The organism is Actinomadura formosensis NBRC 14204 (assembly GCF_001552155.1).
In the GTDB taxonomy this organism is placed as follows: Bacteria; Actinomycetota; Actinomycetes; order Streptosporangiales; family Streptosporangiaceae; genus Spirillospora; species Spirillospora formosensis.
Map to the genome: position 1 here is coordinate 15,217 of NZ_BCQQ01000090.1, position 15,638 is coordinate 30,854.

At 71.8% G+C, this 15,638-nt stretch carries 16 protein-coding genes; 8 read left to right on the forward strand and 8 right to left on the reverse strand.

Features of this window, described 5'->3' with window-relative positions; genetic code table 11:
- Positions 1–28: 28 nt before the first annotated feature.
- On the reverse strand, positions 29–262 hold the full coding sequence (locus tag AF1_RS22090) for a helix-turn-helix domain-containing protein (protein WP_067802470.1): 234 nt from the start codon (positions 260–262) through the stop codon (positions 29–31).
- A gap of 197 nt (positions 263–459) precedes the next feature.
- A complete protein-coding gene (locus tag AF1_RS22095; RefSeq protein WP_067802473.1) occupies positions 460–984 on the reverse strand; it encodes a MarR family winged helix-turn-helix transcriptional regulator in 525 nt (174 codons plus the stop codon).
- A 140-nt stretch (positions 985–1,124) separates the two neighbouring features.
- Between AF1_RS22095 and AF1_RS22100 the strand changes: the two genes are divergently transcribed.
- The 3 genes from AF1_RS22100 (at position 1,125) to AF1_RS22110 (ending at position 4,573) form a co-directional block, all read left to right on the forward strand.
- Positions 1,125–2,366, forward strand: coding sequence for an MFS transporter (locus tag AF1_RS22100; RefSeq protein ID WP_084263207.1), 1,242 nt, complete (start codon positions 1,125–1,127; stop codon positions 2,364–2,366).
- 304 nt (positions 2,367–2,670) lie between these two features.
- Positions 2,671–3,879, forward strand: a complete 1,209-nt coding sequence (locus tag AF1_RS22105; protein WP_407642244.1) for a helix-turn-helix domain-containing protein — start codon at positions 2,671–2,673, stop codon at positions 3,877–3,879.
- Positions 3,880–4,024: 145 nt separating this feature from the next.
- Positions 4,025–4,573, forward strand: a complete 549-nt coding sequence (locus AF1_RS22110) for an NUDIX domain-containing protein (RefSeq protein WP_067802480.1) — start codon at positions 4,025–4,027, stop codon at positions 4,571–4,573.
- Here the strand turns inward: AF1_RS22110 and AF1_RS22115 are convergent.
- The 4 genes from AF1_RS22115 to AF1_RS22130 form a co-directional block, all read right to left on the reverse strand.
- Positions 4,554–6,053, reverse strand: coding sequence for a DUF4153 domain-containing protein (locus AF1_RS22115; RefSeq protein WP_067802483.1), 1,500 nt, complete (start codon positions 6,051–6,053; stop codon positions 4,554–4,556). The genes AF1_RS22110 and AF1_RS22115 overlap by 20 nt on opposite strands.
- Before the next feature lie 104 nt (positions 6,054–6,157).
- The gene (locus tag AF1_RS22120; RefSeq protein WP_067802486.1) at positions 6,158–7,207 is read right to left on the reverse strand and encodes a HAMP domain-containing sensor histidine kinase; all 1,050 of its coding nucleotides are present in this window, start codon (positions 7,205–7,207) and stop codon (positions 6,158–6,160) included.
- The gene (locus AF1_RS22125; protein ID WP_242609001.1) at positions 7,204–7,890 is read right to left on the reverse strand and encodes a response regulator transcription factor; all 687 of its coding nucleotides are present in this window, start codon (positions 7,888–7,890) and stop codon (positions 7,204–7,206) included. Before AF1_RS22125 ends, AF1_RS22120 begins: the two co-directional genes overlap by 4 nt.
- 154 nt (positions 7,891–8,044) lie before the next feature.
- Entirely contained in the window at positions 8,045–9,514 is a 1,470-nt protein-coding gene (locus AF1_RS22130; RefSeq protein ID WP_067802488.1) for a glutamate--cysteine ligase, read from the reverse strand.
- A gap of 127 nt (positions 9,515–9,641) precedes the next feature.
- Between AF1_RS22130 and AF1_RS22135 the strand changes: the two genes are divergently transcribed.
- Positions 9,642–11,018 (forward strand): sensor histidine kinase, encoded by a 1,377-nt coding sequence (locus AF1_RS22135; RefSeq protein WP_067802491.1) that lies wholly within the window; start codon positions 9,642–9,644, stop codon positions 11,016–11,018.
- A 9-nt stretch (positions 11,019–11,027) separates the two neighbouring features.
- On the opposite strand, the gene AF1_RS22140 is transcribed toward AF1_RS22135, so the two are convergent.
- A complete protein-coding gene (locus AF1_RS22140) occupies positions 11,028–11,576 on the reverse strand; it encodes a YceI family protein (RefSeq protein WP_067802496.1) in 549 nt (182 codons plus the stop codon).
- 63 nt (positions 11,577–11,639) lie between these two features.
- On the opposite strand from AF1_RS22140, the gene AF1_RS22145 reads away from it, so the two are divergent.
- The gene (locus AF1_RS22145; protein WP_131732939.1) at positions 11,640–12,062 is read left to right on the forward strand and encodes a hypothetical protein; all 423 of its coding nucleotides are present in this window, start codon (positions 11,640–11,642) and stop codon (positions 12,060–12,062) included.
- Positions 12,059–12,190: a hypothetical protein gene (locus AF1_RS36505; RefSeq protein WP_255218830.1), complete on the forward strand. Its 132-nt coding sequence runs from the start codon at positions 12,059–12,061 to the stop codon at positions 12,188–12,190. Before AF1_RS22145 ends, AF1_RS36505 begins: the two co-directional genes overlap by 4 nt.
- A gap of 84 nt (positions 12,191–12,274) precedes the next feature.
- Here AF1_RS36505 and sigE read toward each other — a convergent pair whose 3' ends face one another.
- The gene (gene sigE, locus AF1_RS22150) at positions 12,275–12,820 is read right to left on the reverse strand and encodes an RNA polymerase sigma factor SigE (RefSeq protein WP_407642242.1); all 546 of its coding nucleotides are present in this window, start codon (positions 12,818–12,820) and stop codon (positions 12,275–12,277) included.
- Between the two features lie 196 nt (positions 12,821–13,016).
- On the opposite strand from sigE, the gene AF1_RS22155 reads away from it, so the two are divergent.
- Positions 13,017–14,591, forward strand: coding sequence for an acyl-CoA synthetase (locus tag AF1_RS22155; protein WP_067802509.1), 1,575 nt, complete (start codon positions 13,017–13,019; stop codon positions 14,589–14,591).
- 163 nt (positions 14,592–14,754) lie between these two features.
- Positions 14,755–15,638: serine/threonine-protein kinase (locus AF1_RS22160; RefSeq protein ID WP_169804052.1), on the forward strand; the 884-nt coding region annotated here is incomplete at its 3' end.

A 15,638-nucleotide genomic window follows, 5' to 3' on the forward strand; every position in this document is an offset into this window, starting at 1 on the left:
CGTCTGCCTCGACGGGGACCCGTCTCGGTCAGGCCGCGTCGGTGAACTCCACCTTGAGTTTGGCTCCGAGGGCGTGCGCGAGCCGGTTGAGGACACCGATCGTCGGGGTCGGGCCTCCCGACTCCAGTTTGGAGAGGGCGGGCTGGGGCAGCCCGGCCCTTTCGGCGAGTTCGGTCTGCGTCAGTCCCAGGGCAAGGCGGCGCTGCCGGACGGCATTTCCCAGTTCGAACGCCAGGCGAGCCTCTTCACGTCCTGCCCGCACCTCGTCATTGTCGCGCCCTGCCCCGGGAGCCCACCTTTCGTGTGGGCTGTCCTTCTGCGTCACGTCTCATGCCTCCCTGATGTAGTCCTCCCGTGCATGGCCGTGTTCGGCTTCGCACCGTTCACGCGCTCGCATCGCCCGCTCCACCTCCGCGATCGAAGTCACGATAGGTGAGGGAGTCCGGCCATTCACGGACTTCAGGTCTCGTCCGCTCCTCGGTGGTCGTCCGCCTCGTCGCCGAGGCTGAGCAGGAGGGTGCGCAGGAGCGCGGCGAGGGCGTCCTGCTGGTCCCGGTCGAGCGTGGCGAGGATGCGCCGCTCGTTCTCGACATGGGCGGCGACGGCGCGGTCGATGAGTTCGCGGCCGGCGGGGGTGAGCGCGACGATGACGGTGCGCCGGTTGGCGGGGTCGACGTCGCGGGTGACGTAGCCCTTGGCGACGAGCCGGTCGAGCCGGTTGGTGACGGCGCCCGAGGTCACCATCGAGGAGCGGGCCAGCGAGCCCGCGGTCATGCCGCCCGGCGCGCCGGCGCGCCGGAGGGTGGCGAGGACGTCGAACTCGCCCCGCTCCAGCCCGAACTCGCCGAAGAGCGCCTTGAGTTCGCGTTCGGCGATCCGGGTCACCCGGGAGAGGCGGCCGAGCACCCCCATCGGCGACGCGTCGAGGTCGGGGCGGGCGTGGGCCCACTGCTCAAGGATGAGGTCGAGGGCATCACGCGTCACGAGCACTCCTCAACGTTGAACTGTTTGACGTCAAGCTACCATCGTCCTACTGTCTTCAACGTTAAAGATTTCAACGTTGAAAGATTGTCCGGGTCATGGTGCGCACAACGCCATGGATCCCGGACGGACGGGAGCAAGTGATGGTCGTACACGATGAGCGCGGGCATTCGGCCGCACGGGCATGGCTGGGCGTCGCCGCGATCACGGCGAGTCTCTTCGTGTTCCTCGCGACGGAACTGATGCCCGTCGGCCTGCTCACCCCGCTGAGCACGAGCCTGGACGTCCCGGTGGGAGTCGCCGCGCTCATGGTGACCCTGTACGGCGTCTCCGCCGGGCTGGCCGTGACGTTCATCGTGGCGTGGACGAGGCGCGTCAACCGGCGCGTGCTGCTGTCCGCGCTGCTGGCGGTCCTGGCCCTGGGAAACCTGATCACCGCCGTCTCGCCGAACTACCCGGTGGTCCTGGCGACGCGGCTCATCATGGGATTCGCGAGCGGCGTGTTCTGGGCGATCGGCGTGAGCATGGCGATGCGTCTCGTCCCGGAACGCCACGCCAGCCGGGCGGCCGCGATCGTGATGTCCGGCATCTCGATCGCCACGGTCGTGGGCATCCCGCTGGGGACGGCCCTGGAGAACCTCACCACCTGGCGGGTCACGTTCCTCATCTGGGCGGGCCTCAGCCTGCTGGTGCTCCTCGCGGTGGCCGCCGCCGTCCCGTCGCTGCCGTCGGCGAACGCGGTCCCGGTCCGGGAGGTCTTCGGGCTGCCGCGCCGGAACGTGCCGCTGCGCCGCGTGCTGTTCATCGTCGTGCTCTTCGTGCTCGGCCACTTCGGGGCCTACACGTTCGTGCGCCCGTTCCTGGAGAGCAGCGCCTCCGCCTCGCCCGTCTTCATCACCGTGGTGCTGATGCTCTTCGGCGCCGGAGGCGCGGCCGGGAACTTCATCGCCGGATACACGGTGAACAGGAGCCCGCGGGGCAGCTTCATCGTCGGCTGCGCGGGGCTGGTGGCGTCCCTGCTGCTGTTGCTCGCGATCGGCGGCGAACCGGCCGGCTCGATCCTCGCGCTGATCCTCTGGGGGGTCTCCTTCGGCGTCGTGCAGCTCTCCCAGGTCAACATGACGCTCGCCGCCGCGCCCGAGACCTTCGAAGCCGCGATGTCGCTCAACACCATGGCCTACAACACGTCCATCGCGCTCGGCGCGCTCTTCGGCGGGCTGTTCGCCGATCATCTGGGCGTCACGAGCGTCGTGTGGTTCGGTGTGGCGCTGACGGGGGCTTCGCTGCTCGTCATGCTCGGCACCGGCGGGAAGAACTCGCGCACCGTCCCGGGTGGCGCGCGGGCCGCCGGCGAACCGGCGGGTGCGGCCTTGACGAAGGAGTGAGGAGCACACGATCGCGGGGCGACTCCGGCGCACGCGCCGTCCAGCCGTCCCGCCGCAGCCGTCGGATTCCTGGCGGTTGGTTGTCATTTCGTCGGCCGATGCTGGTCGGAGGGCAACTTAAACTTTGCGCTTGGGCGCGGAAGGGGTCATGATTTGCCTCACACAGGTCCCATAAGTAAGTAATTACCCTCTGTGTATGGCGCGGCACTGTGGGGGACGAGCAGGGGGAGGTGCTGTGTCGGACGACGGTTCGACCAACAACGGGCGCCCGTGGGCGGATCTGCCGAGGGAACTGGCGGATCACATGCGACCCCACCTCGACGAGGTGGCGGACGACATGATCCAGGAGATCCAGACGCGCGTCAGGGAGTACGACCGGCCGGGGGACGGCTCCTACTCGGGGACCCTGCGGCTCGCCGTCGAGCGGGTACTCCACTACTTCGTGGACCGGGTGGCCGATCCCGCTCATGATCCCGCCCCGGTGACCGACTTCTTCCGCGCCATCGGCCGTGGCGAGGCCGGTGAGGGACGCAGCCTCGACGCCATGCAGACCGCGATGCGGGTCGGCGGCATGGTGGCGTGGCGCCGGATGACCGAGGGCGCCGAGACGCTCCGGGTGCCGCCGCGCACGCTCGGCGCCGCAGGCGAGGTCCTGATGCAGTTCCAAGACGAGCTGGCGCACGCCGCCGCCGAAGGGTTCTCGCAGGCCAAGGCCGCCGTCGCGGGGGAGATGCAGCGCCGCCGCAAACGCCTGCTGGACCTGCTGCTCGCCGACCCGCCGGCCGCGCAGGAGGCCATCGCCGATCTCGCCGCCGCCGCGCACTGGCCCGTCCCGCGCACGGTCGCCGCGGTCGCGCTCGGCCGCCCCCACCAGGGCGGCCGCCAGCCCGCGTTCCCCCCGGACGTGCTGGCCGACCTGACCCGCCGCACCCCCAGCCTGATCATCCCCGACCCGGACGGGCCGGGCCGGGCCAAGCTCGTCGACCGGGCGCTGGCCGGGACGCTCGCCGTCGTCGGCCCCACGGTTCCGCTGATGGAGGCGGCACGTTCCATCCAGTGGGCGCGCAAGACGCTGTGCCTCGTCCAGCGCGGCGTGATCGAGGCGGAGAGCGGCGTGATCCGCAGCGTGGAGCACATGTCCACGCTGATCCTGTTCCAGGACGAGGGGCTCATCACCTCGCTCGCCGACCTGCGTCTCGCGCCGCTCGCGCATCTGCGGCCCAGCCAGCAGGACCGGCTCGCCGAGACGCTGCTGGCGTGGCTCCAGTCGGGACGCAACGCCAACGAGGTCGCGATGCGGCTGCACGTCCACCCGCAGACCGTCCGGTACCGGCTGCGCCAGCTGGAGGAGCTGTTCGGCGACCAGTTGCTGGACCCCGATCTCCGCTTCGACCTGGAGATCGTGCTGCGGGCCCGCGCGCTGCTGGCCGACAACGCGGGCGAGCGGATCATCCCGCCGGCCCGCGAGGCGGTCGGCGACTCCGGGGAGGTCGTCACCTTCCGGCGCGGCTGACCGGACGTGGCCGAAGGCGAGGGGGACGGGCACGCCCGTCCCCCTCGCCGTGCCGCGCCTACGATCAGGGTGGCCGTGCCGTCGAGGTGCCCTGCCGGGCCGCGGTCGGCGTGAACTCGTCCACCACTATGGGCCGGGAGCTGACATGACCGAAGAGCCCGCCGTCCGCCAGGTCGGCACGCGGGTCGTCTACGAGAACCCCTGGATGGTCGTCCGGGAGGACGAGGTCGAGCGGCCGGACGGCTCGCGCGGCATCTACGGCGTCGTCGACAAACCGGACTTCGTGGTGGTCATCCCGCTGGAGGACGACGGGTTCCATCTCGTCGAGGAGTACCGGTACCCGATCGGGAAGCGCACATGGAACTTCCCGCAGGGCTCGCTCCCCGACCGGCAGGACGCCGACCCCGAGGAGCTCGCCCGGCTTGAGCTCGCCCAGGAGACGGGGCTCCGCGCCGGCACGCTGAAGCACCTCGGCCACCTGCACTGCGCGCATGGGACGAGCGGCCAGGGCTTCAACGTCTTCGCCGCGTCCGGCCTGGAGGCCGGGAACGCCGACCGGGAGCCCGAGGAGCAGGACATGCGGCAGAAGTGGATCTCCCGGGAGGAGTTCCGGGCGCTGATCCGGGCGGGCCGCATCACCGACGACTCGACCCTCGCCGCGTACGCCCTGCTCCTCATGGATGAGTCGCGCTGAAGCAGCTCAGCGACGTGTCGGCGGGACGCCGCTTCAGGATCTCGCGGGCGCGGGCGCGGGCGAGGTTGGCGCTCATCGCCGGTTCGGCGTCATCGAGCCGGTAGACGAGGCCGCTCAGCGCGCAGGACCGTTCCGGCTCGGGCAGCCTGTCCAGGGCCGGGACGGCGTCGGCGGACAGCCCCCGCAGATACGAGACGTCGATCTTGCCGGTCTCGGCGTGGCGGGCGACGTTGTGCTCGGCGATGAACCGGTCCGGGTTGAGCACCGCGAGGACGATCATCGCGATCGCGCCGCTGGCGGCGACCGCGCGCGGCAGCCAGGGCACCCGACCCCTGACGACCCCGGCGACCGCGACGAGCACCACGACGACGCCGAGCCACAGCTCGAACGCGTGGACCCACAGGCGCAGCCTCGTCCAGCCGAACGTCTCCTCGTACAGGTAGAGCCGCCGCAGCGCGACGCCGACGACCACGAGGGTCAGCGCGGACAGCAGCCCCAGCAGCACCCGGACGGTGACCCGGTCGGCCCGGCTCCCCGCCGGCGCGTACCGCCGGGCGACGGCGACGACGGCCAGCACGAGCACGGTCACGATGACCAGCTGGAAGAACCCCTGGTGCGCGTACTCGGCGTAGGTGAGGCCGGCCGAGCGCAGGATCTTGTCCTTGTCGTCGGCGAGGGCCACCCGGGCCTGGATCGTGCAGAACGTCAGGAACAGCAGGTCGAGCGCGGCGATCGGCACCGCCCACGACCAGCGTCCGGCGGGCTTGGCGCGCTCGGGGATCAGCAGGTGCAGCGGCGGCGGCGCCTGCCCGAGGAACGCGCCGGCGGACGCCAGCAGCAGCACCGCGAACCCCGCGACCCCGTCCAGGACGACCGAGGCCGGCGACACTTCGGGGAGGAGGCCCGAGGCGAGGGTGCCGAACGCCGCGTCCGCCCCCACGAACAGGCCGCCGAACACGGCGAGCAGCCCGGCCGCGATCAGGCCCGTCCGGATGATCGGCCAGGCGTTGCTCTTGTCCGACGCGGCGATCCCGTAGGCGCCCCGTCCCATCCACGGGACCACGCGGACGGTCGCCGGCAGGACCGCGAGGCCGCCGAACAGGACCTCGGGCCAGGACCGCCCGCCCGACACCCCGTACGAGCCGATGGCGACGGCGAGCAGCAGCGCGGTGCTGACGACCCACCCCGCGTCCCGGTACACCGCGGTCGCCGACAGGCCCACCGAGAGCAGCACGAACGCGATCGCGGTGCGGTTGACGCGCGCCCCGCGCCTCCCGGCCGCGGGCCGCACGATCCGTCCCGCCGACCACGCCGACGCGCCCGACACGTAAGCGACGGCCGCGGCGGCGATGAGGACCCCGACCCCGAACGGCCCGTTGCCCAGCGCCGGCCCGACCGCGACCGCCCCGATCACCCCGGCGGTCACCGTCCCCGCCAGCAGCGCCGCCGACATGGGCCGCGCGGGCCGCTTCCAGCTCATCAGCGCTTGCTCGATCTTTGTCGGCTTGTACGGGACCTGTCGCGGCGGCGCAAATCCGGGGGCGGGTGGGAAACCGGGGGCGGGTGGGAAACCGGGCGGGTTCGTCATGCGGGTTCTCCGATGATCGGGGGGATCACGACGCGGATGCGGCAGCCGGTCGGGGTGTCCAGGACGGTGATGTCGCCGCCGTGCAGACCGGTGGCCCAGCGGGCGATGGCGAGGCCGAGGCCGGTGCCGCCGCCCGGTGTCCCGGACCCCGGCACGGAGCCGCGCGAGAAGCGCTCGAACACGCGGGCGCGCTCCTCGGGGGGAATGCCGGGTCCCTCATCGGTCACTTCGATGACCAGCCCGCCCGGTTCGTTCCCCGGCCGCGCGGTGATCGTGACGGGGCGGCCGGCGGGGCCGTGCCGGGCGGCGTTGTCGAGCAGGTTCGCGACGACCTGGTGGAGCCGGTCGCGGTCGGCGGTGGCGTGCAGGCCGGGCGTGACGTCCGACTCGAACACCGCGTCCGGACGGCCCGCGGACGCCTCGGCCGTGACGTCGTCCACGAAGGCGGCGACATCGATGTCGGCCAGGTCCAGGACCGCCGCCCCGGCCTCGACCCGCGACAGGTCGAGAAGCTGGGTGACCAGGCGCCCGAGCCGTTCGGTCTGGTCGAGGGCCGTTTCCAGGACGTCCGGGGTCGCGGGCGTGACGCCGTCCGCGACGTTCTCCAGGACGGCCCGCAGCGCGCTGATGGGGGTGCGCAGCTCGTGCGAGACGTTCGCGACGAACTCGCGGCGCTGCCGGTCCACCTCGGCGAGGTCGGCGGCCATCCGGTTGAACGCCTGCGCCAGTTCGCCGACCTCGTCCCGCGACGTCGCCCGCACCCGCCGGCCGTAGTCGCCGCGCGCCATCGCCCGCGCCGCCGCCGTCATCTCCCGCAGCGGCGCCGTCATCCCGTGCGCCAGCAACTGGGTCACGACCAGCGAGATGAGCACGCCGACCGGCGTCGTCTGCCGCGCGCGGAACCCCAGCGGATACCCCCACAGGACGATCAGGACGGCGATGCACGCGGTCACGACGACCACGACGCCGAACTTGACCTTGATGGACCGGAGCGGGTCCAGCGGCCGGGGCAGCCGTGCCCACAGCCTGTGGACGGCGGCGGTCACGACGCGGCCTCCAGGCTGTAGCCGACGCCGTGCACCGTCCGGATCAGGCCCGGCCCCAGCTTGCGCCGCAGCGCCTTCACATGGCTGTCGACGACGCGGGTTCCGGACGCGTCCGCCCAGTCCCACACCTGCTCCAGCAGGACGGCGCGGGTCAGCACCGCCCCCCGGTTGCGCAGCAGGCACACGAGCAGGTCGAACTCGGTCGGGGTGAGATGCACCTCGCGGCCGTCCCGGCGGACCCGCCGGGCCCGCCGGTCGACCTCCAGCCCCCCGGCCCGCACCGCGCCGTCCGCGGCGCCCATCGCGGGCCGCTCGACCCGCCGCAGCACCGCCCGGATGCGCGCGACCAGTTCCCGCATGCTGAACGGCTTGGTCACGTAGTCGTCGGCGCCCACGCCGAGCCCCACGAGCAGGTCGGTCTCGTCGTCGCGCGCCGTCAGCATCACCACCGGGACGGGACGCTCCGCCTGGACGCGCCGGCACACCTCCAGCCCGTCGAACCCGGGCAGCATGACGTCCAGCACGATGAGATGCGGCTCGTACGCGCGGGCCCGCTCGACCGCCGACGGGCCGTCCCCGGCCACCTGGACGCCGAAGCCCTCCGCCGCCAGCCGGTCCGCCACCGCCCGCGCGATCGTCGGCTCGTCCTCGACCACGAGGACCCGAGTCTCGTTCCCAGTCACGAACCCTGACTCTAGAAGCCGGATATGCGGGCGCCGGGCCGGAAATGTGGAGGATCTGTGTCGGTTCCGGAGCGGGGCACGCGTCAGCGCCCCCGGGACCGCCGGATCCCCGGCCACCGTGCACGGGCCGGGGACGTCGGCGGGCCGCTCCGGCTCACCAGGTGTGCACGGGCGCGTTTTCCCGCATGTTGTGCGCGTAGGCGCGGGTCATCATGCGGAGGGCGTCGTGGCGTGAGGCGCCCGACGAGCGCTCGATGGAGTCGACGGTGGCGATCTGCCAGGCGGCGCCGGTCTGCCCGGTGACGCAGCGGCGTTCGATGATGCCGAGGAGGCGGTCGCGGCGGGCCGGGTCGACGCCCCAGCGGTCGAGGCCCTCGTGGGCGAGGGGGAGGAGTTTGCGCAGGACGAGTTCGGCCGCCGGGACCTCGCCCACACCGGGCCAGTAGAGGGTGGCGTCGAGGCCGTCGCGGGCGGCGCGGTGGAGGTTCTCCTCGGCGGTGGCGAAGGACATGCGGGTCCAGACGGGCCGGTCGGCCTCGGCGAGCATCCGGATGATGCCGTAGTAGAAGGCGCCGTTGGCGACGACGTCGGCGACGGTCGGCCCCGCCGGCAGGACCCGGTTCTCGATGCGCAGGTGGGGGCGGCCCTTGACGACCGCGTAGATGGGGCGGTTCCAGCGGTAGATCGTCCCGTTGTGGAGGGTGAGTTCGCCGAGTTCGGGGATGCCGCCGTCGTCCAGGACCTTCCGCGGGTCCTCCTCGTCGCAGAGCGGCAGCAGGGACGGGAAGTAGCGGGTGTTCTCCTCGAACAGGTCGAACACGGAGGTGATCCAGCGTTCGCCGAACCAGACGCGGGGCCGGACGCCCTGCGTCTTCAGTTCGTCCGGACGGGTGTCGGTGGCCTGCTCGAACAGCGTGATGCGGGTCTCGTGGAAGAGCCGGTGCCCGAACAGGAACGGGGAGTTGGCGCCGACCGCGACCTGGGCGCCGGCGATGGCCTGTGCGGCGTTCCAGTAGGCGCCGAACTGGTCGGGGCTGACCTGGAGATGGAACTGGACGCTGGTACAGGCGGCCTCGGGGATGATCGTGTCGGCGTGCATGTGCAGCGGCTCCGCCCCGCCGATGTCGATGCGCATCTCCTCGCCGCGCGCCGCGAAGATCTGGTCGTTCAGCATCTTGTAGCGGGCGTTGGCGGACAGGGTCTCCTCGCCGATGTCGGTCCGCCGCAGGGTGGGCAGGATGCCGATCATGAGGAGCCGGCCGCCGACCTCGCGGGCGCGGTCGTCGGCGTGCCGCAGATGCTCGCGGACCTCCGCCTCCAGTTCGCCGGTGCTCTCCCCGCCGAGTTCGCGGGGCGGGATGTTGATCTCCAGGTTGAACTGGCCGAGCTCCGTCGCCCAGGCCGGGTCGGCGATCGCCTTGAGGACGTCCGCGTTGCGCATCAGCGGATCGCCGAGTGAGTCGATCAGGTTGAGTTCGATCTCCAGCCCGATATGGGGGCGCTCGAAGTCGAACTGGGATTCGCCCAGCATGCGGGCCAGCACGTCGAGGCACCTGCGAACCTTCTCGCGATACCGCCGCCGGTCCTCGCCGCTGATGGTGACCGAAGCCACGTCCCTGCCCATGTGTCCGTCCCTGTGCTTCGGAGGAACCGTCATAAAACGGGATGTCCCAGTAAGGGAAGGTGAAAACCCGGCAGTGGTTTCGGGCTGTCGTTTGGGACCGCCGGTAGCGTGGGGCCCAGGAGGAGCCATGCGCATGCGCCCCCGGTCCATCAGGGCCAGGGACACGCTTATCGCCGCCGTGATCGCCGCGCTCGTGTTCGGGATCACGGCGGCCGTCGTCGACCTCGCCGTGCGCGGCGCCGTCAGGACCGACCGCCTCCAGGAGACGCAGGCGGGCGCCCGGAGGGTCAGCGGCGCCCTCCGCGACGGAACGCTGAAGCGCGTGATCCCCGACGACACCCGGGGCCGCGTCCTGATCCAGGTCGTCGAGCCCGGCGGGCTCGTGACGAACGCGACACCCGCCGCGGCGGGCCGCCCGCCGGTGAGCGGAGTCTGGCCGTCGAGCAACCAGCGGATCCGCGACTTCACCGAGTGTCACGGTACCTGGCCGAAACGTGAATGCCTCGTCATCGAGGCCATCCGAGTCAGCACCACGCCCGACTCCGTCGTCGTGTACGCGTCACAGCAAATGCCGTCCTACCTGGTGGACGGGGTGCTGGAGGCGGTGCTCGGTACCGGCGTCCTGCTGTTCGCGGGGTCCTCCGCGTGGATCACCTGGCAGGTCGTCGGCCGCACCCTCGGCCCGGTCGAGGCGATCCGCGCCCAGCTCGCCGAGATCAGCGCCACCGACCTGAGCCGCCGCGTCCCCCAGCCGTCCGGGCAGGACGAGATCGCGCAGCTCGCCCGCACCGCGAACGCGACGCTCGACCGGCTGGAAGGGTCGGTCGGACGGCAGCGGCAGTTCGCGGCCGACGCCTCCCACGAGCTGCGGACCCCGATCGCCGCGCTCCGCGCGAACCTGGAGGACGCCGCGGCGCATCCCGACGACACCGACCTGCGGGAGGTCGTCGGGTCGGCGCTGCGCGACACCGACCGGCTGGAGTCGATCGTCACCGACCTGCTGCTGCTCACCCGCATCGGCACCGCCGGGACGGCGCGGGAGCCGGTCGACCTGTCCATGCTGGTGAAGACCGAGGTCGCCCGCCGCTCGTTCACCCCGAAGATCGTCACGGAGCTCACGCCCGAGGTGACGGTCCTCGGGGTGCCGACGCAGCTCGTCCGGCTGCTGGGCAACCTGCTGGACAACGCCGAACGCTACGCCGACTCGTCCATCACCGTCCGGGTGACCAGGGAGGACGGGCAGGCGCTGCTCACCGTCACCGACGACGGCGTGGGCATCGCGCCCGCCGACCGGGAACGCGTCTTCGAGCGCTTCACCCGCCTCGACGCCGCCCGCAGCCGCGGCGCGGGCGGCGCCGGCCTCGGCCTCGCCATCGCCCGGGAGATCGCCGGCGCGCACGGCGGGACGATCCGGGCCGAGCCTCACCCGTCCGGCGCCTGTTTCGCGCTCCGCCTGCCCCTGAGCACCGAAAAGGGCCGCCCGAAAACGGGCGGCCCTGCCTGACGCGGCGGCTCAGACGCGGACGGCCTGGATCTCAAGCTGGATGTCGACCTTGTCGCCGAGCAGGGCCTTCTCGCCCTTCAGCGGAATGTTGAACTCGATGCCCCAGTCCCTGCGGTTGATCGTGGTCGCGGCGGAGAAGCCGGTGCGCGTCCCGCCCCAGGGGTCCTCGGCGACTCCGTTGAACTCGACCGACAGGGTGACCGGACGGGTGACGCCCTTGATCGTCAGCTCGCCGTCCAGGAAATGACCGTCGCCCTCGGCGCGCACGCCCGTGGTCGCGAAGGTCATGGTGGGGTACTTCTCGACGTCCAGGACGTCGGCGGTGCGCACGTGCGCGTCCCGGTCGGGGTTCCGGGTGTCGAGCGAGGCGACCTCGATCTCGGCCGCCGCGGTCGACCGCGCCAGGTCCTCGTCGATCCGCACGGTGCCGGAGAACTGGGTGAACGTGCCACGCACCTTGGTCATCAGGTGCCGGATGACGAAGGTGACCTCGGAGTGCCCGGGATCGATGTTCCAGGTCCCGGTGGTCAGCTCGGGCGCGACGGCGGCGATGCTCATGGTGACTCCCGCGAGTGAATTGAACCTTCAACTAACATCGAAAGTTAGTTGACGCTTCAACACATGTCAATCCCGTCTTGTTTCCGGCGCCGGTCGCCCCCGCTCGGGGACACGGCGGCCAGGCCCTCGCGCGTCGATCTCGCCACGGTCGAGTCGCTCGCCCGCGTGCTGGCCGGGCAACGGCGCCTGGAGGACTCCATCGGGTCGGCGGCCGTCGTCCCCGCGGTCCGCGCACAGCTCCGCGCCATCGAGGGCATGGTGGCCGACGCCCGCGGGGCCGTCCGGCGGGACCTGCTCGACGTCGCCGCGCAGTGGGCGCAGTTCGCCGGCTGGCTGCACACCAACGTCGGCCGGTACGCCGACGGTCTGAAGTGGCTCGGCCGCACCCTGGAATGGGCGACGGAGATCGACGACCGGCAGCTGGTCGGTCGGTCATGTCATGGCAGGGGTACATCGCCGAGCGGCGCGGCCACATCGGGACGATGATCGGCCTGGCGCAGGCGGCGCAGCGGCTGCGGGCCGGATCGGTCGGCCGCGTGTACGACCTGTACGAGGCGATCGCCACGCGGATCGGGTCGGAACGGCTCGGCCGGCTGGCGGCGTCGCTGCGCTGAGCGGGCGCGCCGTCGGCGGTCACCGACCTGGCCGAGGACGCCGGCCACGCCCTGGACACGGCGTGACCAGCCCGGTGGGCGGGGTCAGGGTTGGGTGGCTTCGGCGGGGCGGCGGTGTTCCAGGGCGCTCCGGAGCTGGGCGCGGCCTCGGTGGATGCGGGAGCGGACGGTGCCGAGCTTGACGTTCAGGGACGCGGCGATCTCCTCGTAGGAGAGCCCCTCGATGTCGCACAGGACGACGGCGGCGCGGTATTCGGGGGCGAGGGCGTCCAGCGCCTTCTGGATGTCGGCGTCGAGGTGGCGGTCGTCGTAGGCCTGCGCGGGCGTCGGCTCGCGGCCCTGCAGGCGGTCGGCGGCGTCGTCGCCGAGGGCGTCGAACCGGATGCGCTGCTTGCGGCGGGCGCGGTCGAGGAACAGGTTCGTCGTGATCCGGTGCAGCCAGCCCTCGAACGTGCCGGGGCTGTAGGACGACAGCGAGCGGAAGACGCGGATGAAGACGTCCTGCGTCAGGTCCTCGGCGTCGTGCCGGTTGCCGGTCAGCCGGTACGCCAGCCGGAACACCCGGGTCGAGTGCTCGCTGACGATCTCCTCCCACGTCGGCGGGGTCCACGCCATCGCGCCTGCGCTCACCACTACCCCTGTCTGATACAGAATTGTTACGGCCAAGCATGCCGGTACCCAGATAAGCACCGTGTAAGGACCTCGTACGTGGCCGGATAAGGCGATGTGGGATGTGACTCATCTCATTGGACGGACTGTCGACAAGGATGGGGTTCGCCAGGAGGATCGGGGCAGTCCCCACCCCGACCCCCTGCGAGGACGCGGTATGGCGCGAAGCTACAACCTGGCCGACCTGCTCGAAATCCTGGCCGCGGCGGGCCCGGACCGTCCGGCCCTCGTCGCCGGGGCCGAACGGCGGACGTACGGGCAGCTCAGCGAACGCGCGAGCCGGGTGGGGCACCATCTCGCGGCGGCCGGCGTGCGGCCGGGCGAGCACGTCGCGATCCTCGCCCACAACCGCGCCGAGTGGATCGAGGCGATGTTCGGCGCGTTCAAGATCCGTGCCGTGCCCGTCCCGGTGAACTACCGGTACGTGGCCGCGGAACTGCGGCATGTGCTGGCCGACTCGGACTCGGCCGCGCTGATCGGGGAGCGTTCGCTTCTGGAGAAGGTGCAGGAGATCCGGGACGGGCTGCCGAAGCTGCGGCACGTCGTCGTCCTGGAGGACGGCTCCGCGGCCGAGATCCCGGACGCGGTCGGGTACGAGCGGGCCCTTGCGGAGGCCGACCCCGGCGACGACTTCCCGGAACGTTCCAGCGACGACCGCTACATCATGTACACGGGCGGCACGACCGGCTACCCGAAGGGCGTCGAGTGGCGCTGCGAGGACATCTTCTTCGGCGCACTCGGCGGCGGGAACGCCCTCGGCGACCCGATCGGCGCCCCGGAGGAACTGGCCGCCAACGCCGGCCAGCCCGCGATGGCCGTCCTCGACTGCGCGCCCGTCATGCACGGCGCCGGCCAGTGGGTCGCGCTCATGGGCCTGTTCAGCGGCGCCAAGGTCGTCCTTTACACCGACCATGCGTTCGACGCCGGCGAGGCGCTGCGGCTGCTCGCCGAGGAGCGGGCGAACGTGCTGATGCTGGTCGGCGACGTCATGGCGCGGCCGGTCGCGAAGGCGCTGGCGAGCGGCGGGTACGACACGTCCTCGCTGATGGCGATCGCGTCGGGCGGCGCCCCGCTCACCGAGGGCGCCAAGCGGGCGCTGCGGGACCGCCTCCCCGACATCATGTTCCTCGACAACTACGGCGCCTCGGAGACCGGCGCGTGCGGGCCGTCCGTCGGCGCCGCGGAGGGCACGGCCCGGTTCATGATGAAGCCGGGCATCACCGTCCTGGACGACGACCTCAACATGGTCAAGCCCGGCGAGATCGGCAAACTCGCCCGCAGCGGCCACATCCCGCTCGGCTACTACAACGCCCCGGAGAAGACGGCGTCGACGTTCTTCACCGCCGCCGACGGCACCCGCTGGTCGGTCCCGGGCGACTTCGCGACCCTGGAGGAGGACGGCACGATCACCCTCCTCGGCCGCGGCTCCCTCGTGATCAACACGGGCGGTGAGAAGGTGTACCCGGAGGAGGTCGAGGTCGCGCTCAAGGACCACCCCGACGTGGACGACGCGGTCGTCGTGGGACTGGCCGACGAGCGGTTCGGGCAGCGTGTCGCCGCCGTCGTCGCGCCCCGTCCCGGCGCGACGGTCACGCTGGAGGGGCTCACCGAGCACTGCCGCGGCCGGCTCGCCGGATACAAGCTCCCGCGCCAGATCACGCTGGTGGACGAGGTGCGGCGCACGGCCGTCGGCAAGTCCGACTACAAGTGGGCGCGAAGCGTGCTGGAGTAAGTTTTCTGCGCCCATACCACGGTTTGGTGCCTTTTCCGGGCGGTGCGCCGGTCAAGAATCAATTGATGCCGATGGGGCGTGTCTTGGGCGCGTTCCGGCGATTACCCGCTCTATGAATGGGGATCGGCTGATACCGCTCGCGCGACGGTATCGCCTGCTCTCTGTGGTCGGCAGAGGCGGCATGGGCACCGTCTGGCGGGCGTACGACGAGATGCTCGACCGGGACGTCGCCGTCAAGGAGGTCCGCCTTCCTTCGCGCATCACCCAGAGTGAACGCAGGGTGATGTGCCGGCGCCTGCTGATGGAGGCGCGGGCCACGGCGGCGCTGCGGCATCCCGGTGTGGTCGCCGTCCACGACCTGGTCATCGAGGACGGCCGCCCGTGGATCGTCATGGAGTTCCTGGAGTCGTGCTCGCTGAACCGGCTCGTCGCCGAGGACGGCCCGCTCGGCGTGCGCCGGACGGCGGAGATCGGCGCGGCGGTCCTGTCGGTGCTGCGCGCCTCGCACGCGACCGGCATCCTGCACCGCGACGTCAAACCGAGCAATGTCCTCGTCTGCGATGACGGACGCGTTCTGCTCACCGACTTCGGTTTGGCCGTCCATATGAAGAAGGGTGTGGAGAACGCCGACACAATGCCTTCGGGCATTGAGGGATCTCCCGCTTACCTTCCGCCGGAACGGGTGAACGGGCAGCCGAGCGTGGAGGCGTCCGACCTCTGGTCACTCGGTGCGACGCTTTACACGGCGGTCGAGGGTTTCTCGCCGTTCCTGCGCCGCCATGCGCTCGCGTCCATGGTGGCGGTGCTGCTGGGCGACTACGCGCGTCCGATGCGGGCGGGGCCGCTGACTCCCGTCATCGACGGGCTGCTGCGGCAGCGTCCCGAGGACCGCCTGACCGCCGAGGCCACGGCGGACCTGCTGCGAGAGGTGATCCGCGCCCTCCCCGAACCCGGCATCACGCGGGCCGCGGTGTGCCGCCGCGGCCCCTGGGCGCCGCTCGGCGGGCGGGGGCCGCGGGACGTCCCGCGCCGCCGGGGCACCGGCGG